General features: G+C 71.6%; 18 protein-coding genes. 7 read left to right on the top strand and 11 right to left on the bottom strand.

What is annotated here, in order from left to right:
* Positions 1–30: 30 nt before the first annotated feature.
* Both N8J89_RS19615 and N8J89_RS19610 read right to left on the bottom strand, forming a co-directional pair.
* Positions 31–1962, bottom strand: coding sequence for an alpha-L-fucosidase (locus N8J89_RS19615; RefSeq protein WP_283665824.1), 1932 nt, complete (start codon positions 1960–1962; stop codon positions 31–33).
* Between the two features lie 172 nt (positions 1963–2134).
* The gene (locus N8J89_RS19610) at positions 2135–4051 is read right to left on the bottom strand and encodes a glycoside hydrolase family 9 protein (RefSeq protein ID WP_283665823.1); all 1917 of its coding nucleotides are present in this window, start codon (positions 4049–4051) and stop codon (positions 2135–2137) included.
* A gap of 269 nt (positions 4052–4320) precedes the next feature.
* Between N8J89_RS19610 and N8J89_RS19605 the strand changes: the two genes are divergently transcribed.
* Positions 4321–6222, top strand: coding sequence for a glycoside hydrolase family 44 protein (locus N8J89_RS19605; protein WP_283665822.1), 1902 nt, complete (start codon positions 4321–4323; stop codon positions 6220–6222).
* A gap of 69 nt (positions 6223–6291) precedes the next feature.
* Here N8J89_RS19605 and N8J89_RS19600 read toward each other — a convergent pair whose 3' ends face one another.
* Complete coding sequence (locus N8J89_RS19600; RefSeq protein WP_283665821.1) at positions 6292–6429, bottom strand: hypothetical protein; 138 nt, start codon at positions 6427–6429, stop codon at positions 6292–6294.
* Between the two features lie 14 nt (positions 6430–6443).
* On the opposite strand from N8J89_RS19600, the gene N8J89_RS19595 reads away from it, so the two are divergent.
* From N8J89_RS19595 to N8J89_RS19580, 4 genes are all read left to right on the top strand, one after another.
* Complete coding sequence (locus N8J89_RS19595; RefSeq protein ID WP_502868492.1) at positions 6444–8030, top strand: ATP-binding cassette domain-containing protein; 1587 nt, start codon at positions 6444–6446, stop codon at positions 8028–8030.
* A 5-nt stretch (positions 8031–8035) separates the two neighbouring features.
* Positions 8036–8776 carry a class I SAM-dependent methyltransferase gene (locus N8J89_RS19590; protein WP_283665819.1) on the top strand — a complete coding sequence of 247 codons (741 nt, stop codon included), beginning with the start codon at positions 8036–8038 and terminating at the stop codon, positions 8774–8776.
* 79 nt (positions 8777–8855) lie between these two features.
* Positions 8856–12938: an nSTAND1 domain-containing NTPase gene (locus N8J89_RS19585; RefSeq protein ID WP_283665818.1), complete on the top strand. Its 4083-nt coding sequence runs from the start codon at positions 8856–8858 to the stop codon at positions 12936–12938.
* Between the two features lie 55 nt (positions 12939–12993).
* Positions 12994–13761 (top strand): hypothetical protein, encoded by a 768-nt coding sequence (locus N8J89_RS19580; RefSeq protein WP_283665817.1) that lies wholly within the window; start codon positions 12994–12996, stop codon positions 13759–13761.
* Between the two features lie 21 nt (positions 13762–13782).
* On the opposite strand, the gene N8J89_RS19575 is transcribed toward N8J89_RS19580, so the two are convergent.
* The 4 genes from N8J89_RS19575 to N8J89_RS19560 are packed head-to-tail and all read right to left on the bottom strand — an operon-like array spanning position 13783 to position 19888.
* Positions 13783–15015 carry a serine hydrolase domain-containing protein gene (locus N8J89_RS19575; RefSeq protein ID WP_283665816.1) on the bottom strand — a complete coding sequence of 411 codons (1233 nt, stop codon included), beginning with the start codon at positions 15013–15015 and terminating at the stop codon, positions 13783–13785.
* Positions 15012–16133 (bottom strand): serine hydrolase domain-containing protein, encoded by a 1122-nt coding sequence (locus N8J89_RS19570; RefSeq protein ID WP_283665815.1) that lies wholly within the window; start codon positions 16131–16133, stop codon positions 15012–15014. Before N8J89_RS19570 ends, N8J89_RS19575 begins: the two co-directional genes overlap by 4 nt.
* Before the next feature lie 58 nt (positions 16134–16191).
* Positions 16192–19188 (bottom strand): ATP-binding protein, encoded by a 2997-nt coding sequence (locus N8J89_RS19565; protein WP_283665814.1) that lies wholly within the window; start codon positions 19186–19188, stop codon positions 16192–16194.
* Positions 19189–19228: 40 nt separating this feature from the next.
* Positions 19229–19888 carry an intradiol ring-cleavage dioxygenase gene (locus tag N8J89_RS19560; protein ID WP_283665813.1) on the bottom strand — a complete coding sequence of 220 codons (660 nt, stop codon included), beginning with the start codon at positions 19886–19888 and terminating at the stop codon, positions 19229–19231.
* Between the two features lie 178 nt (positions 19889–20066).
* On the opposite strand from N8J89_RS19560, the gene N8J89_RS19555 reads away from it, so the two are divergent.
* The gene (locus N8J89_RS19555) at positions 20067–21911 is read left to right on the top strand and encodes a polysaccharide lyase family 7 protein (protein ID WP_283665812.1); all 1845 of its coding nucleotides are present in this window, start codon (positions 20067–20069) and stop codon (positions 21909–21911) included.
* A 3-nt stretch (positions 21912–21914) separates the two neighbouring features.
* Here the strand turns inward: N8J89_RS19555 and N8J89_RS19550 are convergent, their stop codons facing one another.
* From N8J89_RS19550 to N8J89_RS19535, 4 genes are all read right to left on the bottom strand, one after another.
* Complete coding sequence (locus tag N8J89_RS19550; RefSeq protein ID WP_283665811.1) at positions 21915–23669, bottom strand: serine/threonine-protein kinase; 1755 nt, start codon at positions 23667–23669, stop codon at positions 21915–21917.
* Positions 23670–23699: 30 nt separating this feature from the next.
* A complete protein-coding gene (locus tag N8J89_RS19545) occupies positions 23700–23921 on the bottom strand; it encodes a hypothetical protein (RefSeq protein WP_283665810.1) in 222 nt (73 codons plus the stop codon).
* An 87-nt stretch (positions 23922–24008) separates the two neighbouring features.
* Positions 24009–24365: an amidohydrolase family protein gene (locus N8J89_RS19540; protein ID WP_283665809.1), complete on the bottom strand. Its 357-nt coding sequence runs from the start codon at positions 24363–24365 to the stop codon at positions 24009–24011.
* Between the two features lie 50 nt (positions 24366–24415).
* A complete protein-coding gene (locus N8J89_RS19535; RefSeq protein WP_283665808.1) occupies positions 24416–25414 on the bottom strand; it encodes a phosphotransferase family protein in 999 nt (332 codons plus the stop codon).
* Positions 25415–25533: 119 nt separating this feature from the next.
* On the opposite strand from N8J89_RS19535, the gene N8J89_RS19530 reads away from it, so the two are divergent.
* Positions 25534–26895 carry an NAD-dependent succinate-semialdehyde dehydrogenase gene (locus tag N8J89_RS19530; protein ID WP_283665807.1) on the top strand — a complete coding sequence of 454 codons (1362 nt, stop codon included), beginning with the start codon at positions 25534–25536 and terminating at the stop codon, positions 26893–26895.
* Positions 26896–26913: the final 18 nt, after the last annotated feature.

The raw sequence follows: 26913 nt of genomic DNA, 5'->3' as shown, positions 1-26913 counted from the left end.
CGTTCCCTTCCGGCGGACCGGCTGACCTGGCTAGGACGGGATGAGCTGCCACTGCTGCTGCGGTGCGTGGTGGTAGTCCCACTGGTCGAGGACCGTGCCGTCCGCGGTCGAGGCGTCGGGGACGTTGAGCACGCGCTGGCTGAGCCGGTTGGTGAGGATGAAGAAACCCTCGCCGACCGGGGTGACCGCCCAGTGCTGCTGGTGCAGGCTCGCCCCACCCCGGATGTTCATCTTTCCGCCGTTGCCCCGCGCCAGGTCACCGACCTCCAGCAGCTTGCCGCTGTTCTGGTCCCGGATCCTGAAGTACCCGTCCCCGGTGGAGATGAAGGTCCACTTCTGCCCCGCGTTGTCCTGCCGGCTCCACTGCTGCACCGGGGTGCCGTCGGCCGTGGCGGAGTTCTGCACGTGCAGCACCTTGCCGCTGTGCCGGGCCTGGATGCGGTAGACGGTGTGCGCGAGCGGGAAGCGGGAGACCAGCCGGGGGCGCGCGAGCCGCCCGCCGATGTGGGTCCCGCTGATGTTGACGTAGCCACCGGTGGCGGCCGTGACGTGCACGCGCACGAAGCCCACGTCGCGGCCGGACCACTCGGCGATCTTGAACCGCTGGCCCGCGGCCCAGTTGACGGCGGCCACCTCGGTGAAGTCGATTCCGTTGGTGCTGGTGGAGATCGTGGCCGCGGTGATGTCGCCGTTGGTGTTCGTGCTGTCCCGATGCCACTGCTTGGGCAGGTACTCCACAGTGGACACGTTGCTCCACACGCCGCCCAGGTCGATCGTGATCGTCTGCGGCAGGGTCCGGCCGCCACCCCAGGTGGACCAGCAGGTCTCGAACCGGACGTCGCTGCGGTTGTCGATCGCGTGGTAGGCGAACTCGCCGCTGTTGAAGGACGAGGCGTAGGCCGCCACCGCGTTCACCGGCCACTCGACGCGCAAGGGCTGGGCCGGTAGCGGCGGGCGCGAGTGGTTCGGGCTCCAGGCGGCGCCGACCTCCGCGAGCCGGGTGACGATGTTGGTGTCGAGCCTGCCGTCGCGGTTGGGCGGGCAGTTGAGCAGGTACGAGGTGTACTTCGGCTCCAGGTCCCTGAGGTCGGTCAGGATCGCGTCGCGACTGCGCGGGTTCGTGGTGGGCGTGCTGGGATGCCAGAACCAGCCGTTGCTGATCGTCTCGCCCTGGACGCCCGCGTAGGTGTTCCCCTCGGGGGCCCGGACACCCAGCGGCGCCTCGAAGAAGATCGCGTCGCTGAGCCAGGGCTGCGACAGCCCGCCGATGTCGATGATCACGCAGTTGGGCTGCAAGGACTTCACCAGGTGGTGGACCTCCTGGTAGGGGATCTGCTGCTGCCCCATCTGCCAGGACCAGCCGTCGGTGACGAGCATGTCGATGGCGCCGTAGTTCGTCAGCAGCTCGCGGAGCTGGCCGAGCACCACGGTCAGGTCGCCCGGTTCGACGGTCTGGGCCGGGTCGCTGACGTGCCCGCCGAGGGCCTGGATGGTGTGGGTGCGGTCCCAGATCGAGTAGTACAGCCCGACCCTGAGCCCTCGGGCGCGGAACGCGTGCACGTACTGGCGCACCACATCCCGCCGGTAGCCCGAGTACGCCACGTTCTGCCTGCCGAACGCGGTGGGCCACAGCGCGAACCCGTCGTGGTGCTTGGTGGTCAGCACGCCGTAGCTCATCTTCGCGGCGGCGGCCGCGTCCGCCCACTGTGCACAGTCCACTGAGGACGGTGCGAACAGCGAAGGGCTCTGGCCACCCGCCGCCCATTCCTCGTCGGTGAAGGTGCCGAGGTTGAAGTGGTTGAACATGCCGAAGCGGAGGTCGACCAGCTCGGCCAGGTTCGTCCGGGCCTCCGCCGCGGCAGCCCGGAGCGGCTGCCCCACCAGGCCCGGCACCACCGTCGCGGCCGCCGCGACACCGGTGGCCGCCAGAAAGCCGCGGCGGGACATGCCTGATGTCGTCATCAACGCTCCTATTGTTCGCGCGACCACCGCTTGGCAAAGGCTAGCAATACACCCCATCTCCTGAAAGAGCGCCGATTTTCCGAATTCGACATCGAATTCGACGATTTGACCACAACGCCACATCGGCAAACGCGCGGGGCGCCCGCGCACACCGAACGCCCCGCGCCGAGGTTCACCGGGACTGAGCGCTGGGTTCCTTGCCCCACACCACGTTGCCGTCCTGACGAAGCACGATCCGGTCCGTCTGCACCACGGTGTTGCCGGTGCCCAGACCGGCACGGGAGAAGTCGTTGGCCGGATCCCAGGTGCCCGAACTGGTGATGCGGAACTGGACTTCCTTGCGGTGCGGCGACTGTCCGGCCGGGGTGACGCCGGTGCACGGGATCTCCACGTAGTACACCGAGCCGCTGTGCCGTGTCGGCGCGCTCGGCGTGCCGCACTGGTTGTAGTTCGTGGTCACGGTGAGCTGGCTTGGTGTGGTCGCGCCGTCGAGGGTGAAGTAGTAGCGCAGCGTGCCGTTGAAGGTCCGCGCGGGCCAGGCGCTCTTGTTCAGCACGAACGCCTTGATCTCGGTGAACTGGGCGGCGCTCTGGTTCACCGAGGCCTGCACGGTCAGCTCGGGGCCGTCCGGGGTCTCGGCCGAGGGGAAGCCGGTCAGCGGGGTCCCGCCGAACTCCCGGTACAGCCGCGCGAGTGCGCCGGTGAAGGCCGCGTTGTAGTCCAGTGCCACCTCGTTCATCACGTAGTCGCTGCGGCTGTCGGTGTAGGCGTCGTCGTTCGTGCTCGGGCCGCCGACCAGCGCGCCGTGCAGCACGTGCCGGGTCGCGACGGGTTCCTGGATGTTGTCGGCCCACGAGCCGTGCGCGGTGCGGTGGTGCGGGTTGCGCGGCGGGTTGGCGCCGAAGCCGACGACGTAGCTGGCGTTGCGGGGGTTGGCGCCGAGGGCATAGTTGATCTGCCGCACGCCGAAGTCGTGGTAGGTCCTGGCCCGCGCACTGTCCCTTGTGGACAGCCAGTCGGAGTGGACCAGCGCGGTGAACGCCGTGTTGGCCGCGTAACGCAGCGAGCCCCATCGGTCCAGCACGGCTTGGCCGCCGGGCGAGTAGCGCACCCGGTTGCCGTTGTGGCCGGTGGTCCAGAAGTCCAGCCACCGGTTGGCGTCGTTGATGTATGCCTGTTCACCGGTCAGCTGCGCCATGAGCACGTAGGCGCCGTAGGACTTGTCGTCCCAGGCGATCGTCCACCGGTACGAGCGTTCGCTGCTCTGCGGCTCGGTGCCCAGCTTCGCGTACTCCGCCTTGGCCTTGGCCAGGTAGCTGGCCTCCCCGGTGGCGCGGTGGAGCCAGATCGCACCCCACACCAGCTCGTCCTGGTAGCTGCTCCAGGAGTTGTAGAAGCTGGCGGCGTCGGTGATGCAGGAGCTGTACTTGCCGCGGTAGGTGTCGGCGAAGGCGTAGAGCTGCCTGGCATGGGTGACCAGGGTGGCGGCGTAGGCCGGATCGGGCTGCCGGAACACCATCGCCGCGGATGCCATCGCCGCCGCGTACTCGCCCGCGAGGTCCGAGCCGGGGCAGGACGGGTCCACCTTGTACGACGGCCGCGCCATCGGCATGACCTCGGCCGAGCCCCACCAGGCGTGGTCGGGGTTGCCCGCGCCGACCTGGCCGTAGACCACGTTCGGGGACGGGTGCGCCTTGATGATCCAGTCGGTGCCCCAGCGCAGGTTCGCCATGAGGTGTTCCAGCTGCCCGGAGCTCGCGTACGCGCCCCGGTTCTCCACCGCGCCCCAGGCAAGCATCGACATGCTGAAGGCGAACGGCAGGCCGAACTTGACGTGGTCGCCCGCGTCGTAGAAGCCGCCGGAGAGGTCCAGGCCCACGTCGCTGCCGTCGCGCAGCGCCGAGTCACCGCGCCAGCTCACCCGGTTGCCCGCCGGTAGTTTCCCGGAACGCTGCGCGTCGTAGAACCAGACGGACTTCTGCAGGGCTTCGCCGTAGTTGAACGCCGGGGCGGCCGAGGACGCCGCAGGCAATGGATTGATCAGGCCAGCGAGCAGCGCGACGACGGTCGCGGTTACCGCTCTCGACATGCGCCAGTGCATGTGAGCCTCCAAAGGCAGGGGGTGCAGAGGCTGGACTGGGAGCGCTCCCAGATCGGGACTGTAGTGCGCTGGATATGCCGCGAGAAGAGGATCGCCACCAAATTTCACTCCAACGCCGGGCAGGCGATGCGCGAGCGTCGGCCGATCGGCTCTTCCTCGCACCGGCTCGGCAAATTACAGTCTTCCTCAACTGGGAGCGCTCCCAGTCCAGTCCCGGCGACGATGCTGCGAGGGCCTTGATGCGACCAAGAAGTCTGGTGCGAGGCGGATCGGCCGTCGCGGTGCTGACGCTCACCGTGATGCTCACCGGCCACGCGGCCGCCAGCGCCACGGCCACGGGGCCCGCGCTGTCAGTGGACGTCTCCGCCGCCCGGCACGCGATCAGCCCCGACATCTACGGCCTCAACGGCGGCGATCCGGCGTTCAACGCCGAGATCGGCCAGTCGGTGGCGCGCTGGGGCGGCAACACGACCAGCCGCTACAACTTCAAGAACCGCACCTACAACACCGGCAGCGACTGGTTCTTCGAGAACATCGTCACCGACCAGGAACGCTCCGTCGAGGGCATGGTCAGGTCCAACCTCGACCGCGGCATCAAGCCGGTCGTCACGGTGCCCATGATCGGGTGGGTGGCCAAGGATTCCCCGTCCACGCACCCGTTCAACTGTGGCTTCCCGGCGACCCGGTTCCCGCAGCAGGACAAGTTCGACGAGTGGGACCCCAACTGCGGCAACGGCCAGCTGAACCAGCAGAACCTCACCGGTGTGCCCGCCGACACCTCGATCAAGGCGGACGCGGCGTTCGCCGGGGAGATGGTGGCGCACCTGGCGAACAGGTTCGGCACGGCAGCACGGGGTGGCGTGCCGATCTACCAGCTCGACAACGAGCCGGTGCTGTGGGCCCAGACGCATCGCGACGTGCACCCCGAGCCGGTCTCCTACGACGAGTTGGGCGGCAAGGGCACCGCGACCGCCGCGGCGATCAAGGCCGCCGACCCCAGTGCCAAGGTCCTCGGCCCGTCCGGCTGGGGGTACTGCGAGTGGGTCGCCTCCGGAGTGGACGGCTGCGGGCCGGGTGCCGACTCCGCCGCGCACGGCGGGCTCAACCTCTCCCAGTGGTACCTGAAGAACATGAAGGACTTCAGCGACGCCCATGGCGGGCAACGCTTCCTGGACTACTTCGACCAGCACTTCTACCCGCAGATCAGCGCTGACAAGGACCCCGCGGCCAACGCGTTGCGGCTGCGGTCCACCCGGTCGCTGTGGGACCCGACCTACGTCGAGGAGAACTGGATCGGCCCCGGCGGGGTCAACGCGCCGCCGTTGCAGTTCATCCGCACGATGAAGTCGTGGATCGCCCAGTACAACCCCGGCACCAAGACCGCCATCACCGAGTACAACTGGGGCGCGCTGGACCACATCAACGGTGCGCTGGCGCAAGCCGACGTCCTGGGCATCTTCGGACGTGAGGGCCTCGACCTGGCCACGATGTGGGGCGAGCCCAAGCCGACCGATCCGGGCGCCTACGCCTTCCGGATGTACCGCGACTACGACGGCGCGGGCAGCCGCTTCGGTGACGTCAGCGTGTCGGCCACCGCCGCCGACCAGGGCAGGCTCGCGGTCTACGCGGCGCAGCGCTCCGCCGACAAGGCGCTGACCGTCATGGTCGTCAACAAGACCGGCGGCGAGCTGACCTCGCCGCTGTCGGTGGCCGGGTTCGACAGCGCCGGTGCGGCGCAGCGGTTCACCTACGGCGAGGCCAACCTGGGCGCCATCGTGCGCGGCGACGATCTCCAGGTGAGCAACGGCCAGGTCAACGCGACCTACCCGGCGAACTCCATCACGCTGCTGGTCCTGCCCGCGGCCGGGTGCTCGGCGAGCCTGCACGTCAACGGCGACTGGGGCACCGGGCACGCCGCGACGGTGACCGTCACCAACGACCGGCGCGCCGCGATGACCGGGTGGCGGGTCAGCTGGACGTGGCCCGGCGACCAGCAGGTCACCAAGTCGTGGAACACCACCCTGAAGCAGGACGCCGCCGGTGTGGTGGCCACGGACGCCGGGTGGAACGGCTCGATCGGCGCGGGCGGCAGCACCACCTTCGGGTTCCAGGCCACCGGAAGGGCAGCGCCACCGGCACTGACCTGCACCCCAGGCTGAGCGCAGACCCGCGCGGCCGACAATTCGGTTGGCCCCCTCCAGTCGCCTGACTAACCTGGCCGCCATGCACTACAGCGCCGGCTTCGCCGCGACGATCGCGGTCATGCCGCCCAGCTCCGCCGCCTGACGGCGGCGCACCGAGACCTTTCTCCCTGCCCGCCGTTCCGGCCATCGCCGGGCGGCGTGTTCGTGCTGCCCGGCTCCCACCAGAGCTGCGGAGCATTCCCTTGTCCATCACCCCTCATCTGCGCGCCACCGACGTCTCGGCCACCCTGGGCGGGCGCGTGCTGCTCACCGACGTCTCCGTCACCGTCTCGGCCCGGTCCCGGCTGGCCATCGTCGGCGAGAACGGCCGGGGCAAGACCACCCTGCTGCACGTGCTCGCCGGGCTCCGCGTCCCGGACCGGGGCTCGGTGCACCGCGCGGGCACATTCGGCTTGTCCCAGCAGGCTTTGCCAGCCCAGGCGGGTGCCACCGTCGGTTCGCTGACCGACGAGGCCCTGCACAACGCGCGCGCCGCGCTGCGCGCCCTCGACGCCGCCACCGACGGCCTGACCAGGGGCGAGGACGGCGCGGACGAGCGCTACGCCCGCGCCCTGGACGCGACCACCCGCCTGGACGCCTGGGACGCCGAGCGGCGGCTCGACGTGGCGCTGGCCGGACTGGACGCCTGCACCGACCGCGAGCGGGAGCTGCGCACGCTGTCGGTCGGGCAGCGGTACCGGGTGCGGCTGGCCTGCCTGCTCAGCGCCGGGCACGACATCCTGCTGCTGGACGAGCCCAGCAACCACCTCGACGCCGGTGGGCTGACCTTCCTCACCGAGCGGCTGCGGGCGCACCGGGGCGGGCTGGCGCTGGTCAGCCACGACCGCACGCTGCTGCGCGAGGTGACCCGCGAGTTCCTCGACCTCGATCCCAGCCAGGACGGCAGGCCACGGTGGTATGCCGGGGGTTACGCGGCCTGGCTGGAGGGCCGTCGGCGGGACCGGGCGCAGTGGGTGCAGGAGTACGAGGAGCAGCAGGCCGAGCAGCGTGGCCTGTCCGTCGCCCTCGACCAGGCGCGGTCCCGGCTGAGCACCGGGTGGCGGCCGGACAAGGGCACCGGCAAGCACCAGCGGCAGTCCCGCGCGCCGGGTGTGGTGCAGGCGCTCAACCGGGCGCAGGAGGCACTGGCGGCGCACCGGGTCACCGTGCCCGCGCCGCCGCTGACCCTGCGCTGGCCGGAGCCGAGCACCCGGGCCGGCGCTGGGCTGTTGCGCGCCCACGCCGTGAAGGTGACCGGTCGTCTTGAGGAGGAGGTGACGCTCACGGTGGACGGCGGCGACCGGTTGTTGATCACCGGTGGGAACGGGACCGGGAAGTCGACCCTGCTCGCGGTGCTGGCCGGGGAACTGCCACCGACCAGCGGCGAGGTGCGGCGGCTACCCGGCGCGCGGATCGCGTTGATCGCCCAAGAGGTGCCGGACTGGCCGGGTGAGCTGACCGCCCGGCAGTTGTTCGAGCGGGCGGCCCTGCCCGGCTCGCCCACCGCCTCCGGCCTGCTCGACCGGGAGGCCGCGCGCACCCCGGTGGCCCGCCTGTCCCTGGGCCAGCAACGGCGGCTGGACCTGGCCATGAAGCTGGCCACCCGCCCAGACCTGGTGATCTTCGACGAGCCCACCAACCACCTCTCCCCCGCCCTGGTCGACGAGCTGACCGAGGCGATCGCGGGCACCAGCGCCGCCGTGGTGGTGGCCACCCACGACCGCGGCCTGCTGACCGAACTGGCGCATTGGCCCCGGCTGGCCCTGCGCGGAAAGGCAGGATGACCGGCATGGAGCAGGAGAGAGACCGGCAGGCCCGCTCGTTCGGCGCGGCCGCGGACACCTACGAACGCGGCCGCCCCGGCTACCCACCGGAAGCCGTGGCCTGGCTGGTGCCAGGGGACGCCCGCACCGTGGTCGACCTCGGCGCGGGCACCGGCAAGCTCACCCGCGCGCTGCGCGCCCCGGACCGCGAGGTCATCGCGGTGGAGCCCTCCGACGGCATGCGCGAGCAGTTCGCCCAGGTGCTCCCGGAGGTCCGGGTGCTGCCGGGCAGCGGCGAGTCAATCCCGTTGCCGGACAACAGCGTGGACGTCTTGGTCTGCGCGCAGGCTTGGCACTGGGTGGACCCGGCCCGCGCGGTCCCGGAGGCCACCAGAGTGCTGCGCCCCGGCGGCTGGCTGGGCCTGGTGTGGAACATGCGCGACGTCTCGGTGCCCTGGGTCGCCGAGCTGGAGCGGATCCTGCGCGACTACGGCCCGGCCACCAACGAGGAGCGGCAGGCCAACCAGGTCGGCGAGCCGTTCGGACCGGTCGAGCGGCGGGACTTCCGCTGGCAGCAGCCGATCACCACGGCGGAGGCGCTGGACATGGTCGCCTCCCGCAGCTACGTGATCACCCTGCCGTCCGCGACCAGGGAGGAGCTGCTGGGGCGGGTGCGCGCGCTGCTGGCGGACCGGCAGCCGACGGAGATGCCTTATGTGACCGAGGGCTACCGGATGCGACTTCGGCGCGCTAGCCCGATCGCGTAGTCCGGCGGCAAACCCCCGCGCGGCAACGTTCTTGGCCCCGACAATTCGCGGTGCGATCGCCGAAGGGTTGCGGGGGACGATGACTGGCGGAATCGACACCGCGGTCGTGCGCGTGCGCGCGGCTGACGGCGCGGTGCTGGGCGCAGGCTTCCTGCTCGCTCCCGACCTGCTGTGCACCTGCGCGCACGTGCTGCCCGGACCGGATGCCGTGGTCACCGTGGACTTCCCGCTGCTGTCCGAGCGGCCGCGGCGGGAGGCCACGGTGCTGCGCTGGGCGCCACCGGCCGCGGACAACCGGGGCGACCTGGCCCTGCTGCGGCTGCACCAGCCCGCGCCCAAGGCCGCGGCCGTGCCCTGGCTGGCCGAGGAGCCCGACCTGTGGGACCGGGAACTGCGGGTGTTCGGCTTCCCGCAGGACCGCGACGACGGCCTGTGGGCGGTGGTCCGGTCCAGGGGCGGACAGGGCACCGGGTGGGTGCAGCTGGAGGCGGGACCGGGACCGAGGGTGCGGCCGGGGTTCAGCGGCGCGCCGCTGTGGGACGCGGCGCGCAACTGCGTGGTCGGGTTCGTGGTGGCGGTGGACAGCGAGCGGACCGCGTACATGCACCCGACCTCGGCCCTGTTCGCGGAGTGGCCGGACCTGCGGGCGCGGCTGCACCCGCCCAACCCGTACCGGGGCCTGGCCGCCTTCACCGAGGCCGATGCCGCGGTCTTCCACGGCCGCGCGGACGACCTCGCCCGGCTGGTCGCGGCGGTGCGCGAGCACCCGGTGGTCACGGTGGCCGGGGCTTCCGGCAGCGGCAAGTCCTCGCTGGTGCACGCCGGGCTGATTCCGGTGCTGCGGCAACAGGGTGTGCGGGTGGTGGCCTTCCGGGCCGGGGCCGAGCCGGAGCTGCCGGCCGCGCCGGAGCCGGGCACGCTGGTCTTCGCCGACCAGTTCGAGGAGCTGACCGCCGCCGACCCGCCCGCCGCCCGCGCACTGCTGTCCAAGCTCGCCGACCTGGCCGAGCGCACCCCCGCCCGGCCGGACGGGAGCTGGGGCCTGCGCGCGGTGCTCACCCTGCGGCCGGGCGGGCTGGAAGCCTTGCTCACCGCGGAAACCAGGGCACTGCTGGCCGAGGGACAGGTGCTGGTGCCGCCGATGAGCCGCGCCCAGCTGACCGAGGTGATCACCGGCCCGCTGTCCACTACGCCTGGGGTGCGCCTGGAACCGGGCCTGGCCGGGCGCATCCTGGACGAGGCGGGCACCGACGAGGGCGCGCTACCGCTGGTCGGCTTCGCGTTGCAGCGGCTGTGGGACGAGCAGGGGCACGGCAACCAGCTCCAGCACGCGGTGTACGAACGGCTGGGCGGGGTCAGCGGCGCGCTCAAGGACCACGCCGACACGGTGTACCTGGGCCTGTCCGCCGCCGATCGCGTGCTGGCGCAACGGTTGTTGACCGAGATGACCCACCCAGTCGGCGAGCAGGGCCACGGCCGCCGCCCACTGCCGGTGGCCGGACTCGCCGAGGCCGACCGCGCGGTACTGACCACACTCGCCCGGCACAAGCTGGTCGTGCTGACCCGGCCCCGCGGCCAGGAGGTCGCCGACCTGGTGCACGAGGCGCTGATCCGGCACTGGGGCCAGCTGCGCGGCTGGCTGGCCGAGGACCGCGAGTTCGCCACCTGGCACCACCGCCTGCGCGACCAGCTGACCGCCTGGCAGGACGCCGAGCACGATCCCGGCCTCCGGCTGCGCGGCGCACAGCTGGCCACCGCCCAGGAGCAGGCCGCGCGGCACCCGGACCGGCTGAGCCCCGACGACCGCGACTACATCGGGCACAGCACCGCCGCGGCCCAGCGTCAGGTCCGGGTGCTGCGCCAGGTCATCGCGGTGATCTCGGTGCTGGCGCTGTTCACTGCCGGACTGACCGTGACCACCGTGGTCAGCAACAACACCCTGCGCACCCAGGCCCGCCAGCAGGCCGCCCGGCTGCTCGCCCAGCAGTCGCAGCGCACCGCGGAGGTCGCGGCGGACACCTCGGCGCTGACTGCACTGGCCGCGTGGAACCACGATCCGGCCGCGCCCGAGGCGTACTCGGCGCTGTTGCAGGCCCACCTGCGGCTGCGCAACGTGGTCGGCGCGGTGCCACTGACCGTGGGCGCGGTCAAGGCAATGGCGGCTTCCGGGGACGGCTCGACGGTGGCGGTGCACGGACCCGATGGCGGTCTTGAGGTGGTCACCGGCCTGGACACGCCCGCACCACAGGTGTGGCAGCCTCCCCTGCCATCGAGGGATGTGCTGCTGCACCGGGACGCGGTGAGTCCGGACGGCCGTTGGCTGGCCCGGCTTTCCCAGCGCGGAGGGGTGTGGCTGTGGAACATCCGGGACCGCAGTGGACCGGTCGAGCTGCGCGCGCCGGTCGCCGATCCGAGGCCGGAGGCCGACTACCTCATGGCGGTGTTCGACCAGGACAGCGAGCGGCTGCTAACCCACGTGAGCCTGATCGGGCAGCCTGACCAGCTGACCATCTGGGACGTCGTCAACCGCAAGGAGATCCCCAACCGGATCCCGACCGACCACATCAGTGCGCTGAACAACGTGCCGCCGGTCTTCGCCACCGGGCCGGACCGCGACATCATCACCTTCCCCGAGATCACATCCGGTTCGGCCAAGAACTATCAGGAGCGGACCGCCCGGCGGTCGATCAGCACCGGAGCGCTGGTGGCCAACGGGATTCAAGGCCCGCTGGTGCTCGACGGCTCGGTGGCCATGCACTGCGGCCCCGATCCCGATCGCCGCGGGGAGTACCGGCTCGAAGTCCGCCGGGTGGCGGACGGCCGGATCGAGCGAACCGCGTCCATCGGGGAGTGGTCCTGCCTCTCCGCCAAACCCGACGTGACTCGCCGGTACGCGGTGGCCGCCACGAGCGGCGGCGACCGCGTGCACACGATGGTGCTGGTGGTGGATCTGAGCACGGGCAAAAGGGTCATCGCGCCGGGACCGATCGTGCCACCCGAGGAGTTCCCGGATCGGGTGGTGCTACCAGGTCCGGAAGGATTGACGGTGGCCTCCGCTTCCGGCAGGCGGCTGCTGCGCTCGACCATGCCGCCGCCGGGCAGCCAGCCGGACTTCCGTTCGCCAGCGGAGCTCAACCTCATCGCCACCAGCCGCGATGACCGGCACGCGATCGAGTTCGACCGGCACGCTATGACCGCCCGTCTGCTGGACAACATCGCCGCGGCCACCGGCCGGGAACTGCCCGCGAAGGTGGTCACTGACCTGGCCAAGATGGAACCCGAACTCACCTTCACCACCGACGGCCGCGCACTGGCCGGGTTGGCAGGCTCCCAACTGGTGGTTTACGACGTACCAGCGATGACCGAACGCCACCGGATCGAACTGCCTGTCGCGCCAGGGATCGAGGACATCCGGGAACGGTTCCGCGGCTCGATCAGCGCGGTGGCCGACAACTCGCTGGAGGTCGTCTACGCCGGGACCGCGAGTCGCTGGGACCCGCTCACTGGCCGCTTGCTCGACCAGCCCCACGTGCTACGCGAGGATCAGGAGGATCTGCGCTGGCTGGCGGTGCGCAGTAAGGCCGCGGCCGTGCCGGGGCATCCCCGCTGGCACATCGTGCTGGGCAAGGAGCAGCTGATCGAGCTGTGGGACCTGGGCACCCGGGCCCGAATCGGCTCCTTCCCGGGAGAACCTGGGCTGGGTCAGGTCAGCGCGGTCAGGTTCAACGACGACGGCAGTCGGATGGCGGCCATGTACGGCAACGAGTGGGACGGCACCAAGTCCCTGCGGGTCTGGGACGTGGCCACCCGCCAGGTGGTGCACGGCCGGACGCTGGTGCCGACCGGGATGCGCAAGCTCGTCGGCCTGGCCGGGAGTGGTCACCTGGTGAGCGAGGACGACAAGGGCCGACTGCAGATCTGGCATCCCAGCGAGCCGGTCGGCCTGGTCAGCCTGGAGGTGCCGGGCTCGATCCGGGCTCGGTGGCTGGTGCGGGACAACGTGATCAGCGGTTACACCGCCCACGGGCGGTCGGAGCTGAAGCTGGCGCCGGAGGAGTGGTTCGCCCAGGTTTGCCAGGCGGTGGGGCGGCCGTTCCGGGAGGAGGAGCTCAAGACCCTGCCGGAGGGTGCGGACACCGGGCCGCCGTGCGCCGAACGCTGAGCGAACAGGTAGAAACACTCACGACAAGGCGACACTGGCGGGGTTGGCTGCTGGGGTGCGTACTTCTCGTCTGGTGCCCGCGGTCGGTGCGGTGCTCGCGCTGACCGCGTGTGCCCATCCCGGTGACGCGGAAACCGACCGCCAGGCCGAGACGCTGGCCACCGCGATCAGCTATCCGCGGCAGCCGGACGCGGCGGGTTTCGCGCGGGCGGCGCTGGCCACCACGCTGGGCAAGTCGGGGAACTTCGCGGTGCTGCTGGCGCGGGAGGTGCCGCACGGGGTCGACGTCGCGGAGCGGACGGCCCAGCTAATGATCCGGATTCATCAGCCTGCCTTGGAACCCAGCGGGTTCTTCGGCAGGTCGAGGCCGGCGCGGGACGTCTGTTACGAGATGAACTTCAACTACCACGGGATCATGGGCAGACCGGCGCGCACGGGCTGTCCGAAAGATGCCACGCCCTACACGCCACCACCGTTGCCGGTGCGGTGGAAGGTGCCGCCCGACGCGGGGGCCAAGCTCGTGGCGTTGTTGCGCGGCCTGCCTTCCGCTCCGGTGCAGGAGGAGGTGCTGGCCGCGGTGCGCGAGGAGATCGGGGTGCCGCAGGCGGATCCGGCTGACAAGGATCCGTGGGAGGGGGCGCGGGTGGTGGTGGCCGGGGCTGACGTCGGGGTGGCGGTGTGGGCTGGGCGCGGGGAGTCCACGAACTGTGTGATGGCGGCGCGCAAGGCCGGGAACGTGCGCACGTACGGGTTGTCCTGGCGGGAGAACAGGGCCGGGGAGGGCGGGCCGGGGTGCAGTCCGGAGACCGCGCTGCGGGGCTGAGTGGCCCCGCGGCGCGGCCGGTCAGGTGGCGCGGCGGGGCATCGCGCGGCCGTTGTGCAGGAAGCGGGCTTGGCCGTGGCCGTTGTCGCCGAGGAAGTGGTGGATGCGGTGCAGGCCCTGCTCCGGTTGGGCGGTGATCAGGGCGTCCTTGCCGTGTGGCAGGAGTTGGACGCCGTCGGCCCGGACCGCGCCGGTGTGGTCCTGGGTGATCGTGGTGGTGGTGAGGGAGTTGCCGTAGGTGCCGAGGTAGCGGGTGGCGTCGATCGGGCCTGGGGTTGGGGTCGGGGGCGCGGGTAGGTCGATACCGGCGAGGTCGCGTAGCAGGTGGGTGAGGAGTTTGTGGTGCAGGGCTTCGGCTTCGCCGCCGTTGGTGAGCAGGGTGATGGCGAGGTCCAGCTCGGGGATCAGGCGGAGGAACGCGGCTTGGCCGATGGTGTTTCCGTTGTGGCCGTACATGGTGTGCTCGCCGAGGTGGAAGACCTCCCAGCCCAGCGCCCAGGCGTTGCCGTGCGCGGTGATGGGGGCGATGCGCACCTGTTCGACCCGCATGGCCTGGCTGACTTCGCCGGTGAAGTGGCTGCGGGCGAAGGAAAGCAGGTCGCGGGCGCTCATGGTGAGCACGGAGCCCGCCGCCGCGAGCGAGCGGGGCAGGGCCCAGACCGTGGTGGGCTGGGGTGGGTCCTTGGGGCTGGGTTGGAGGTGGCCGACCGCGGCTCGGTACAGGATGGCCTGGTCGGCGTCGGTGGCGGTGTGGGTGAGGTTCAGCGGTTGGATGAGGTGGTCGGTGAGGCACTGGATGAACGGCTTGCCGTGCAGGGCTTCGATGATCTGGCCGAGCACGCAGTAGCCGGCGTTGTTGTAGGAGAACAGCTCTCCCGGTGCGAAGAGTTGGGCCGCCTCGCTGGTGTCGAACTGGTCGCCGTCAAAACCCGCGGTGTGGCAGAGGAGTTGGCGGGTGGTGATGACCGCCGCCGCTGACTCCTCCGCCAGGCGGAAGTCCGGCAGGTAGGTGCGGACGGGGCGGTCCAAGTCGAGCTTTCCCTTGTGTACCAGTCGCATGGCCAGGGTGGCGGTCCAGACCTTGCTGACCGAGCCGATCTGGAACAGCGAGTCGGTGGTGACCGGGACGCCGGTGCGGGTGTTGAGCACACCGGCGGCGCGTTCCTGGTGCTCGCCGTTGGCGTGGACGCCGAGGACCGCGCCGGGCACCCGGTGTTCGGCGATCAGGTCCGGCAGCGCGTCGAGGACGGTCATGAGCCGAAGACCGCCTCGATGATCTGGTGGCAGGCCAGGTACCAGTTCCAGTCGCCGTTGAGGTGCATCGCCACCAGCAGCTCGCCGTCGGGTGTGCCCACGGCCAGGGTGACGGAGCCGCCCTCCACGCCGGAGAGCACGTGCACCTGACGGCCGTTGGCCAGCGTCCACTGGCTGACGCCGGTGCCGTAGCGGGCGTTGGGCAGCCAGTCGGCGGTGGGGACGGTGTGCCACATGGTCTCGTGCTGCGCCGGTGGCAGCAGGGAGCCGGTGATCAGCGCGGACAGCAGCCAGAGCAGGTCGCCGGTGGTGGAAACCAGGCCACCGGCGGCCCAGCCGGAGTAGGTGCGGTCGGTGACGTCGGCCGGGTCGGTTTCCGGGCCTGCCAGCAGCGAGGCGTAGTTGTCCACGGTGAGGCTGGCCGGGTCGACGCCGTCCCGGATGAACATCCGGGTGTAGGCCTTGGGGTGCGGGCCGCGGAACCGCTGTTCGGCGAGGCCGCGCACGTAGGTGCCGGTCAGGCCGAGCGGCTCGATCACGGTGCGGGTGACCTCGTCCTCGTAGCTGCGGCCGGTTGCCTTCTCGATGATCGCGCCCGCGAGGTGGTAGCCGCCGTTGGCGTAGGCGAAACCCTCCCCCGGCTTGTGCCGCGGTGGGACGGCCAGCTGGAGCCGGATCAGTTCGTCCACAGTGGACACTTCGTGGCGGTGTGCGGCGAAGCCGTCGCGGGTGTGGTACTTGCGCACGATCTCCGGGCTCAGGCCGGTGATGCCCAGGCCGCCGGTGTGGGTGAGCAGCTGCCTGATGGTGATCTCACGGCCGTCGTTGCCGTTGCCGCGGACCACGCCGGGCAGCCAGGTCTCCACCGTGTCGTCCAGGCTCAGCCGTCCCTCGGCCTCCAGGGTCAGCAGCGCGGTGGCGGTGCAGGCCTTGCCGACACTGCCGGTGTGGAACTGCTCCCCCGGTTCGCGGCGACGGCCGGTGCTCAGGTCGGCCACTCCGGCCGAGCCGAACCAGGTGCCGTGCTCGTCCCGGATCTCGGCGACCGCGCCGGGGGTGCTCTTTTCGGCCACTACCTGGTCCAGCGCGTCCTGCACCCTTTGGTACGTGTTGGTCATGGTGATCACGTTGGACCGACGCGCTGACAGCGGTCTGACACGGGGCTGATGAGTGCGGTCAGAGCGTGTGCAGCCGTTGCCGCGCCTGGTCTCTGGACAGCCTCGCGCCCCGGTCGAACGCCAGGGTGAAGGCGGCCGGGCCGAGTTCGGTGGTGAGCTCGTCGGTCAGCGCGCGCAGCTCCGGGTCGCCGCGGTCGACAGCGCCTCGGATGGCCTTGCTGAGGCCGAGTGCGAAGGCCGCCTCGGCCGATGTCAGCAGCCGGGCCAGCAGTTCCGCGGCCCGTGCCGGGGCCACCGCGGCGACCAGGGGCAACGAGTCCCGGGCGGCCGGGTCGCCGGTGTTGATGCGGGTGGCCAGCCGGACCGGGGCGATGAGCATCGCGGCGGCCTGCTCCGCGCCAGGAAGACCGCGCACCAAGGCTTCCAGGCCGTCCAGCAGCTCGTGGGCGCGGTCCGGTTCGCCAACCCGGCGGTGCAGGTCGGCCAGGGCGACCACGGGTTCGATCCGCAGGTGTGGCTCGCCGCGCTCGACCGCCTGGCGCAGTGCGGTGTCCAGCTCCCGCCGCGCCCCGGCCCGATCGCCCGCGCGGGTCAGCTGGACGCCCAGCTTCGCTCGGTAGGCGGTCTCCTCCGCCCAGCCGAGCCCGGCCGTGAGCGCCACACTCCGGGCCAGTGCGTCCAGGGCCTGCTGCTGTTCCCCCGCGATGGCGTGGTCCTGGGCCACCGCGGCCAGCGTGTGTGCCAGCACGAGCCGGTCGCCGGACTCCTCGAACCCGCGCAGCGCCTGCCGCCGCAGCGCCGCCGCGCCCGGCCAGTCGCCTTGGTCCTCGCGGAAGAACGCCCGCAGCAGGTCCCCGCCAGCGGCTGTCCACGGGTCTTCGGCCTCGCGCAGCTGTCGCTCGGCCAGGTCGTGGAGCCCGGCGAGGTAGGCCGCGGGTGCGGTCGCGACCAGCAGGGTCGGGTGGCGGGTCAGCGCGCCGGTGGCGAGGCAGTCCTCGACGAGCGCGCGCACCCGGGCGGGTCCGGGGAAGGTGACCTCGGCGGTGAGCTCGTGCAGCGCGGTGAGCCCGGCCCGGCTGTGGCTGGGCAGGGCGTCGCCGAAGCCGAGCACCTCGGTCACAAAGCCCTCGGCCCTGGCGTCCAGGCGGAACATCTTCCAGTACCAGGTCAGCGCGCCCACCAGCCGCGCGGCCGCCTCGGCCTGGCCGTCGGCGACGGCGGTGCGCAGGGCGTGCACCAGGTTGTCGTGCTCGGTGTCGAGCAGGCGCAGCGCGGCGAGCTGGTCCCGGTTGCGCAGCCGGGGTTCCTGTTCCTCGGCCAGGGCCAGGAAGTGGCGCACGAACCGGTCGGCGAGGGGTTCGCGGTCGGCCAGCCGTTCGGCGGAGTAGGCGCGGATGGTGGCCAGCATCCGGTACCGCTGCCCGTCCCACTGCACCAGGGACTTCTCCACCAGTGCGCCGAGCAGGTACTCGATGTCCTCGACCGGCAGCGTCTCGTCGGCGCAGACCGCTTCCACCGCAACCGTTCCCGCCCCGCCGGGGAAGATCGACAGCCGGGCGGCCAGCAGCCGTTCCGGTTCGGTGAGCAGGTCCCAGCTCCACTCGACCACCGCGTGCAGCGTGCGGTGCCGGGGCAGCGCGGTCCGGCTGCCGGCGGTGAGCAGCCGGAACCGGTCGTCCAGGCGGTGCGCGATCTGCTCGGCGGTCATCGAGCGCAGCCGGGCGGCGGCCAGTTCCAGGGCCAGCGGCAGGCCGTCCAGGCGTCGGCAGATGTCCGCGACCACCTCACCTGGGGTGAAGCCGGGCCGCACGGCCTGGGCCCGGTCGACGAACAGCCGCACCGCGTCGGGCGGTGCCAGTGGATCGAGGCGGCACAGCGCCTCACCGGTGATGGCCAGGGGTTCCCGGCTGGTGGCCAGGATGCGCAGTCCTGGCAGGCGGGTCAGTAGCTCCTCGGCGAGCTTGGCGGCGGCGTCCACCAGGTGTTCGCAGTTGTCCAGCACCAGCAGCGCGTCCTCTGGCCCGATCAGCTCCACGAGCTGGTCGAGCACTGGCTGCCGCGCCCCGCCCAGCCGCGCCCTGACAGCGCTGAGCACCCCCAGCACCGCCCCGGCGACCTCCGCCGCCCCGGCCAGCGGCACGAACCACACCCGCGCGGGCACCGGCTGCCGGGCCGCCGCCTCGATGGCCAGCCGGGTCTTGCCCACCCCGCCCGGTCCGACGACGGTGACCAGCCGGGCGACGGCGAGCTGGCCGGTGAGCAGCTCCAGTTCCGTCTCGCGCCCGGTGAAGCTGGTCAGCTGCGCGGGCAACCGTCCCGCTGCCGGTTGTGGCCGCGCGGCCAGGGGTTCGAGCTCACCGCGCAGCACGGCCAGGTGCACCTGCCGCAGCTCGGCCCCTGGATCGACCCCCAGCTGCTCGGCCAGCGCGCCGCGCACCTCCTCGTAGACGGCCAGCGCCTCCGCCTGCCGCCCCGCCGCGTACAGCGCCCGCATCCGCAGTGCGGCCAGCCGCTCCCCCAACGGATGCGCCTCGGCCAGTTCGGCCAGCACCTCCTCGTGCCTGCCCAGTCGCAGCGCCGCCTCGGCCCGGTCCTCCACCGCCACCAGCCGGGCCTCGGCCAGCCGACCGGCCGCCGCCCGGACGAACTCGGCATCGGGCAGGTCGCTCAACGCGTCCCCGGTCCACAGGCCAAGTGCCGCGTCCAGGCTGGCGATCGCGGCGGCGGGATCCTGCTCGGCGAGCTCCCGGCGGCCACGCGCGGCCAGCTCCTCGAACCTCGGCGCGTCCACCTCCGCCACCAGCCGGTAGCCGCCACTGGCCGACTCCACCGCCGCCGCGCCAACCGCCTTGCGCAGCCGGGAGACCAATGCCTGCAAGGTGTTGGTGGCGTCGGCCAGCGAGTCCGCGCCCCACAGGTCGTCGATCAGCACCTCGGCCGGCACCGGGCGGCCGCGGGCCAGCGCCAGCCGGGCCAGCAGCAACCGCACCCGCGCGCCGGGAATCGCGATCGGCGACTCACCGGCCTGCGCGCGAACCGGTCCCAGCACTGCCACCCGAGTCCCGCTGCCGTCGCGCACTCCCCATTGTTACCGGTCAGCGCGGCGCGGTCCTGGTGTCCACGCCGATGGTGAGCCGCGCCATGTATCCGGTGCGCACGTCACCGGTCACCGTGGCCAGCTGCGTTGCGCCCGGGTCGTCGCGGAACACCGAGTCGCGGGCCAGGCTGACCCGCTGGAAGTTCGGGCCGGAGGACTCGTAGCCGGGCTGGGCGTAGACCGCCTCGGACACCTCCTTGGGCAGCGCGAGCTGGGAGGTGGCGATCACCTTGGCCACCTCGGTGATGCTGCCGCCGTCGGGGTAGACCTCGAAGTGCACGTGTGACCAGCGACCGGGATAGCAACCCGGGAAGACGCTGTGGAAGCGCACTCGGCCCTCGGCGTCGGCGAGCTGCACGCCGCGCAGGTAGTTCGCGTTCTCCGCGCCCGCGGAGTACATCGAGTAGCGGCCCTGTGCGTCGCACTGCCAGACGTAGACCGCGGTGCCCTGGAACGGCTTGCCGTTGGCCAGGTCCAGCACGGTCAGCTCCATGGTCATCGGCACGCCGGTCGCGGCGCCGGCGCCGAGGCCGAGCAGGCCCAGCATGCGGCGGCGGCTGAACAGGGTGCCCAGGTCGAAACCGAGGCCCTGGTCGACCAGCTCGTCCTGCGGCCGGGGCAGCGGGCGGCCCTGGTAGGTGCGGTTGTCCTTCGGCATGCCGTCCACACTGCTGACCAGGGCTGTCGGCGAGCTGTGCGGCGGCTGTCGCAATCCTGAAGATGTCGGCTGGGACCGATCCCGGCGCGGGGCTGGCAGGCTGCCCGCCGGTAGTCCGTCCAGATGAATTGAGGTTGCGATGCGGTTGACTCATCGTGCTTCCCGCGCATTACTGGCGGTGGCACTGGCGGTCGGGGTCTGCGGGGTGCACCTGCCCGCCGCCGCGGCGACGGGTTCTCCGTTGCCCGTCAGCGGGGTCAGGGCGCTCTCCGACGACGGCAACGTCGCCGCCAACACCCTCGACCGCGATCCGGCCACCCGCTGGTCCGGCCAGGGTGACGGGGTGTGGATCGAGTACGACCTCGGCTCGGCCCAGACCGTGGGTTCGGTGTCGATCGCCTGGCACAAGGGCGACACCCGGCAGGACACCTTCGACGTGCAGCTGTCCCAGGACGCCGCGTCCTGGACCACCGTGCTGACCCGGAAGACCAGCAGTGGCAGCACTCTCGCGGCACAGAACTACGACTTCGCCGACGCCTCGGCCCGGTACCTGCGCGTGGTCGGGCACGGCAACACCGTCAACGCCTGGACCAGCATCACCGAGACCACGGTCAACGGGGCTGACGGTGGCAGCGGGGGCGAGTGCCGCTACCCGGCCGACGTGCTGGACCTGAGCAACTGGTACATCGGCCTGCCGATCGGCGAACCCGAGAAGCCGAAGAACGTCGAGCAGCCCGCGCTGGCCACCTACGCCATCGACCCGTGGTTCCGCGCCACCGAGGACTGCCAGGCGGTGCAGTTCCGGGCCGCGGTCAACGGGGTCACCACCAGCGGCTCGAACTACCCGCGCTCGGAGCTGCGTGAGATGAACGGCCGGAACAAGGCCAGCTGGTCCTCGACCTCGGGCACGCACGAGATGGTGATCGACCAGGCCATCACCGCGACGCCCAAGGGCAGGCCGAACGTGGTCGCCGGGCAGATCCACGACGGCTCCGACGACGTCTCGGTCTTCCGGCTCGAAGGCAGCAAGCTCTACCTCACCGACGGCGACAACAAGCACACGCTGATCACCGACAGCTACCGGCTGGGCACCAGGTTCCAGGCCAGGTTCGTGGTCAGCGACGGCCAGATCAAGGCCTACTACAACGGTCAGCTGAAGGCCACGCTGGCGAAGAGGTTCACCGGCGGCTACTTCAAGGCAGGCGCCTACACCCAGGCCAACTGCGAGAAGACCTCCCCCTGCGAGGACGGCAACTACGGCGAGGTGAAGATCTACGGCCTGCGGGTCAGCCACGGCCAGGACCAGCCCGCCGACCAGACCCAGGCCGCGGTGCGCAACGGCTGGGGCACCCCGCTGCCCATCTCCGACGAGTTCGACTACACCGGCCCGGTGGACCCGGCGAAGTGGGCGGTGCCCTCCGGCACCGTCGGCGGCACCCCGGGTTGCTGGGAGGGCCACGCCAAGAACGGCCGTCGCTGCGCCAAGAACAGCACGGTGGCCGACGGCATGCTCACCATGCGCGGTGAGGCCAACGGCGACACCGGCTGGCTGCGGCAGAAGCGGGACGAGCAGTACGGCAAGTGGGAGATCCGGTCCCGCTCGCGCAACATCGGCCCCAGCGGCGGGCTCTACCACCCGCTGCACCTGATCTGGCCCACCGCGGGCAACCGGCTGGAGAACGGCGAGTACGACTGGGTGGAGTACTCGAACCCGGACGCCCAGTGCCTGACCGCGTTCCTGCACTACCCGAAGAGCCCGACCGACAAGAAGGAACGCAAGGACCTGTGCCCGCTGGACATGACCCAGTGGCACAACTTCGCCTTCGAGTGGACCTCGCAGGCGCTGGTCGGCTACGTGGACGGGGTCGAGTGGTTCCGCTACTCCGGCGGCGCGGGCGCCGACCGGGGCGACATCCAGGCGATGCCGTCGGGGCACCTGAACATTCAGCTGGACAACTTCACCGGCGCCGGTGGCCTGCGTCCCGCGGTGTTCGAGGTGGACTGGGTGCGGGTGTACCAGTGACGCCTACCTGGGTTCGCGGCCGGCGCGGCGCACCACTTCCTTGATGTAGTCCAGGGTGGGCCTGCCCGCTTCCAGCAGGACCCGCTCGTTGTTGAAGTTCCAGGCGAACACGCGGTGCCGGGCGAGATCGGCGATCGACTGCGGGGACAGCAGTTCCCGCATGTCCCGGTCGACGATCTCGCGCGGCGTCCGCTTGTTGCCGTAAGCGGCCACCATGACCGGGCCGTAGGCGCTGAGCGCGCGCACCGACTGCCGGATGTCCTCCACGTTGCCGTCGGGCTCGGTGGCCAGCACCGACTGGAAGTCCGAACCCCGCAGCACCTCGGCGAAGTGGCCGAACATGGACCGGCCGCCACCGGTCTTCGGCTCGTCCCGCCCGCCCTGCCAGGCGTCCCAGCCCATCGCGACCTTCGCGTTGGGCGCTTCCTCCTTGAAGATTTGCTTGACCTCCAGGTACCGGTCCATCAGCGCCCGGTAGTACGCCGTGGTCCCCGGATCGGCGGCGTAGGCGCCGTCCACGCAGGCGAACTTGTTGACCTCCTGGAACATCGTGACGTACAGCGGCGGCCCGGTGGCCGCGCCGGCGAAGGCGCGGGCCAGTGCGCGCATGTGCCGGGGGAAGTCGGCGGAGAGCGGGTGCGTCCGGCCGCAGCCGGGGCCGTACCTGGTGTCCACCGTCCGCTCGGGGTCGTCGACCTCCCAGCTGGAGACCTTCAGGTGCAGCGCGTAGCCCTGGGCGTAGGCGTCGGCCACCAGGGTCTCGCGCCAGGTCGCCAGCCGGTTCAGGTCGCCGGGCTTGTGGTAGTTCGTGGTGAGCATCCGGACCGGGGTCTCCCGGACCAGCTCGGTGGCCAGCACCGAGTTGAGCTGGTCGCCGATGCCGAACAGCAGCGAGCCCGAACTGTCGGCGGGCGCCTGCACGGCGGTGCCCGGCGTCGGAGTCGGGTTCCCGGACTCCGGTCCGGCCGAGGTGAGCGCGAAGGCCGTGCCCAGCACCGCGACCACGCCGAGCGCGGTCGCCGCCAGCGCGCGCCGGGAGATCCGCCGCGCGTCGTAGGTCCGGAGTTGTTGCGCGGCCTTGTCCGCGGCGGGCCTGCGGGCCGGGTCCTCCTCGGTCAGCGCGGCCAGCACCCCGGTCAGCCGGCTGTCCGCCTGCGGGTGGCCCTCGACCGCCGCGGACAGCGTCACGCCGAGGGCGTAGACGTCGGAGGCCGGGGTGGCGCGCAGTCCCGCGAGCACCTCGGGAGCGAGGTAGCCGGGGGTTCCGGCACTGCGCGCGGTGCCGGTCAGCGTGACGTGGTGCCAGCTGGCGATGCCGAGGTCGGTCAGCTTCGCGGTGCCGTCCTGCGCCACCAGGATGTTGGCCGGTTTGATGTCCCGGTGCACCATGCCCTTGGCGTGCATGGCGGACAGGGCGGTGGCGATCTGCGCGCCGATCCGGGCCACCCGGTCCGGGGCCAGCGGGCCCTCCTGCCGGCAGAGCTCGGCCAGGCTGCGCGAGGCCAGGTACTCCATCACCAGCCAGCGCCGCTCCTCCTCGGTGACCACGTCGAAGACCGAGATCACGTTGGGGTGGTGCACACCCGCGCCGATCCTGGCCTCCCGGCGCATCTCCTCGCTGTCCCCGGTGCTGGTCAGCTTGACCGCCACCACCCGGCGCAGTTCCAGGTCGGTGGCCCGCCACACCTGGCCCATGCCACCCGCTCCGACCGATTCCTCGAGCTGGTACCGGCCGGCGATGATGTCCCCGATACGCACGGGGACAGCTTAGTCACTTTCGGCGACGCCTCAGTCGGTTCGCGCGAGGCGGCGGGCAGCGCGCGACTTGGCGGTGTAGGGCAGTGCGAACAGGTACAGGCCGCTGAACAGCAGCAGCGCCAACGGGAACAGCGGCAGGTAGCTCAGCCAGATGGCAGGTTCCTGCTGCGCCAGTCCGATCGTGGTGATGATGATGGTGACGGTGAAGGCGATGGCCAGCCAACGGTGGAACTGCCGGATGCGCTTGCTCATGACGGTCTCCAGAGTGCTCGCCTCGTGCGGACCGCGATGACGCTAGGCGCGGCCCCCGGCCGGCTGCTTCTCGATCCCTGACCGGTCTCAGCGGCCGAGGCCGGGCAGCAGGCGGCGGGCGTTGCGGGTGGTCAGCGCCCGCCAGCTGTCGCCGGGCGGCTGCGCGGTCTCCTCGAGGGAGGCGAGCTGGGTGCGCACCGCGGGCGCGGGTGTCCAGGCGCAGTCGCTGCCGTAGAGCAGGTGGTGCTCGCCGAAGGCCCTGGCCAATGCGGGAACCTGGTTGGGGAACGGGGTTCCGGCCAGGTCGAACCACAGGCCGCGCAACTGTTCCTGGACGGTGGTCCCGTTCGGCTCGCCGCAGAGGCCGAGGGGGAGGAACTCCAGCATCGGCCGCGGCCGGTCCAGCGCGACGGCTTCCGCGCCGGGCGGTGAGGTGGGGTGCACGAACACCACCGCGGCGCAAAGGACGAGCGGTGCTGCCCGCCGGGGCCATCTCAACGGGTCAACGAGTCGGGCAGCGCGCCCGGCGCGGGCCAGGTGTTCTCCACCAACCGCCGGAGCCGGGACTGCCGGGCCTGGTCCGGTGGGTTCACCAGGAGGTCGCGGACGGTGTAGGCCAACCCGTACAGCCGCAGCCGGGCGGCGGCGAGCGGGCCGGTGAAGGCCGCCGGGTAGTCCGACTCCAGCCAGCGCAGCACGGTCGGGTGGGTGTCGACGCCGGTCAGCGCGTCGGTGTCGGCGTGGTCGCAGAGCCGCTGCAGGTCCAGCAGGGGCGGGCCGAAGCGGGTCCACTCGAAGTCCAGCATGGTCAGCTCACCCGGTTCGGACCAGAGCAGGTTGCCCAGCTGGAGGTCGCCGTGGATCAGGCCGTGCGCGGCCGGGTCGTCCACCGACCGGTCGGCGGGGGCCAGCTGGACCAGCAGTTCGGCGGCGGCGCGGAGCAGGCCGGGGTCTTGTCCTGGCTGGTCAGCGGCGTGCTGGGCGAGTTCTACCGCCCGGTCGGCCGGGAGTGGGGTGAGGTCCGCGCCGAGCAGGGCGGTGATCCGGTCAGGTGGCTGGTAGGGGCGGGCCAGCAGCAGCTCGGTGAGCTCCGGTGGTGAGGTCCACCGGTGCAACGCGTGCAGCATGGTGGCCAGCTGGGACACCGCGGATCGTCGCTGACCGACCGGCAGGGCGGGCCAGCACTCGGCGAGTGACCGTCCCGGTGCCAGGCGGGTCAGGGAGTAGGCCAGCTCGCCGGTCACGCCGTGGCCGAGGACCTCCGGGTAGCGGATCTCGGCCGGCAACTGGGCGGCCACCGCGACCTCGCGGCCGATCCGGGCGGTGTCGCCGCGCCAGGACACCCGCAGCACCACCTCGCCGAGCCGTTCGTCCCGGACCGCCCAGGTGTCGTTGGAGTGGCTGAGGATGCGCCGGGGCGGGGCGGCCGGTCGCAGCCCGGCGGCGGCGCGCACCTGGTCGAACCGGGCTGAGGGCGGCGGGACGGTGGTCACCGGGTGATCCTGCCACCCGGCCGGTGTGGCGGACACAACCGGCAGCGGTGGTATACAGCCGTCTGCATACGGTATACGTTAAGTCTCTCTAACGCGTGGCGAACGGAGGCTGGCGCCGCATGTACACGGTCACCAACCCGGCTACGGGCGAAGTGCTCGAGCAGGTCCCGAACGCGACGGACGAGGAGGTGCGCGCGGACATCGAGCGGGTTCACCGCGGCTTCGCGCACTGGCGGCTCCGGCCGGTGCAGGAGCGAGCCGCGATCGTGCTGCGGGCGGCGGAGCTGTTCGCCGAGCGGGCAGGCGAACTGGCCGAGATCATGACGCTGGAGATGGGCAAGCGGATCAGCGAGGGCCGCGGCGAGATCGGCGTGGTCGCCGACATCTTCACCTACTACGGCGAGCAGGGTCCCGCGCTCGTCGCCGATGAGCCGCTGACCATCCGGGGCGGCCAGGCGGTCATCACCAAGGAGCCGCTGGGCGCGCTGCTGGGTGTCATGCCGTGGAACTTCCCCTGTTACCAGGTGGCCCGGTTCGTCGCGCCGAACCTGGTGCTGGGCAACACCATCCTGCTCAAGCACGCCTCCATCTGCCCGCGGTCGGCCCGGGCCATCGAGCAGGTCCTGCGGGACGCGGGCGTTCCGGAGGACGTGTACGTCAACACCCTGGCATCCAGCAGGCAGGTGCCCTCGATCCTGGCCGACCCGCGGATCCAGGGCGTGTCCCTGACCGGCAGCGAGGCGGCGGGCATCTCGGTGGCCGCGGAGGCAGGCCGGAACCTGAAGAAGGCGGTGCTGGAGCTGGGTGGCTCCGACCCGCTGATCGTGCTGGACACCAACGACCTGGACGCGACCGTGCAGGCCACCGCCACGGCCCGGATGCGCAACTGCGGCCAGTCCTGCAACGCGCCCAAGCGCATGATCGTCATGGCCGACCTCTACGAGGACTTCGTGGACCGGATGACCAAGCGGGTGGCCGAGTTCTACCTGCCGGGTGATCCGGCGGACCCGGCCACGAAGCTGCCGCCGCTGGCCTCGGTGGCCGCGGCGGAGGAGGTGGCCGAGCAGGTCGAGCGGGCGGTCCGGCAGGGCGCCACGCTGCGCACCGGCGGCCGCCGGGTGCACGGGCCGGGCGCTTACCTGGAGGCGACCGTGCTGACCGATGTCACGCCGGAGATGGACGCCTACCGGGAGGAGATCTTCGGCCCGGTGGTGCTGGTGTTCAAGGCCGAGACCGAGGAGGAGGCGATCGCGATCGCCAACGACTCGCCGTTCGGCCTCGGCGCGAGTGTGTGGGGCACCGATCCGGAGCGGTTGCGCCGGGTGGCCGCGCGGATCGAGGCCGGCATGGTCTACCTCAACAGCGCCGGGGGTTCGCAGGCGGACCTGCCCTTCGGCGGTATCAAACGATCCGGCATGGGCCGCGAGCTGGGCCCGGCCGGGATCGAGGAGTTCATGAACAAGAAGTCCATCCGGCTGTAGTGCGGGCCGTCGCCGGGC

Source organism: Crossiella sp. CA-258035, from assembly GCF_030064675.1.
Taxonomy (GTDB): domain Bacteria; phylum Actinomycetota; class Actinomycetes; order Mycobacteriales; family Pseudonocardiaceae; genus Crossiella.
Note: the sequence above shows the minus strand (reverse complement) of the source record. Positions and strands in the feature narration are given on the sequence as shown.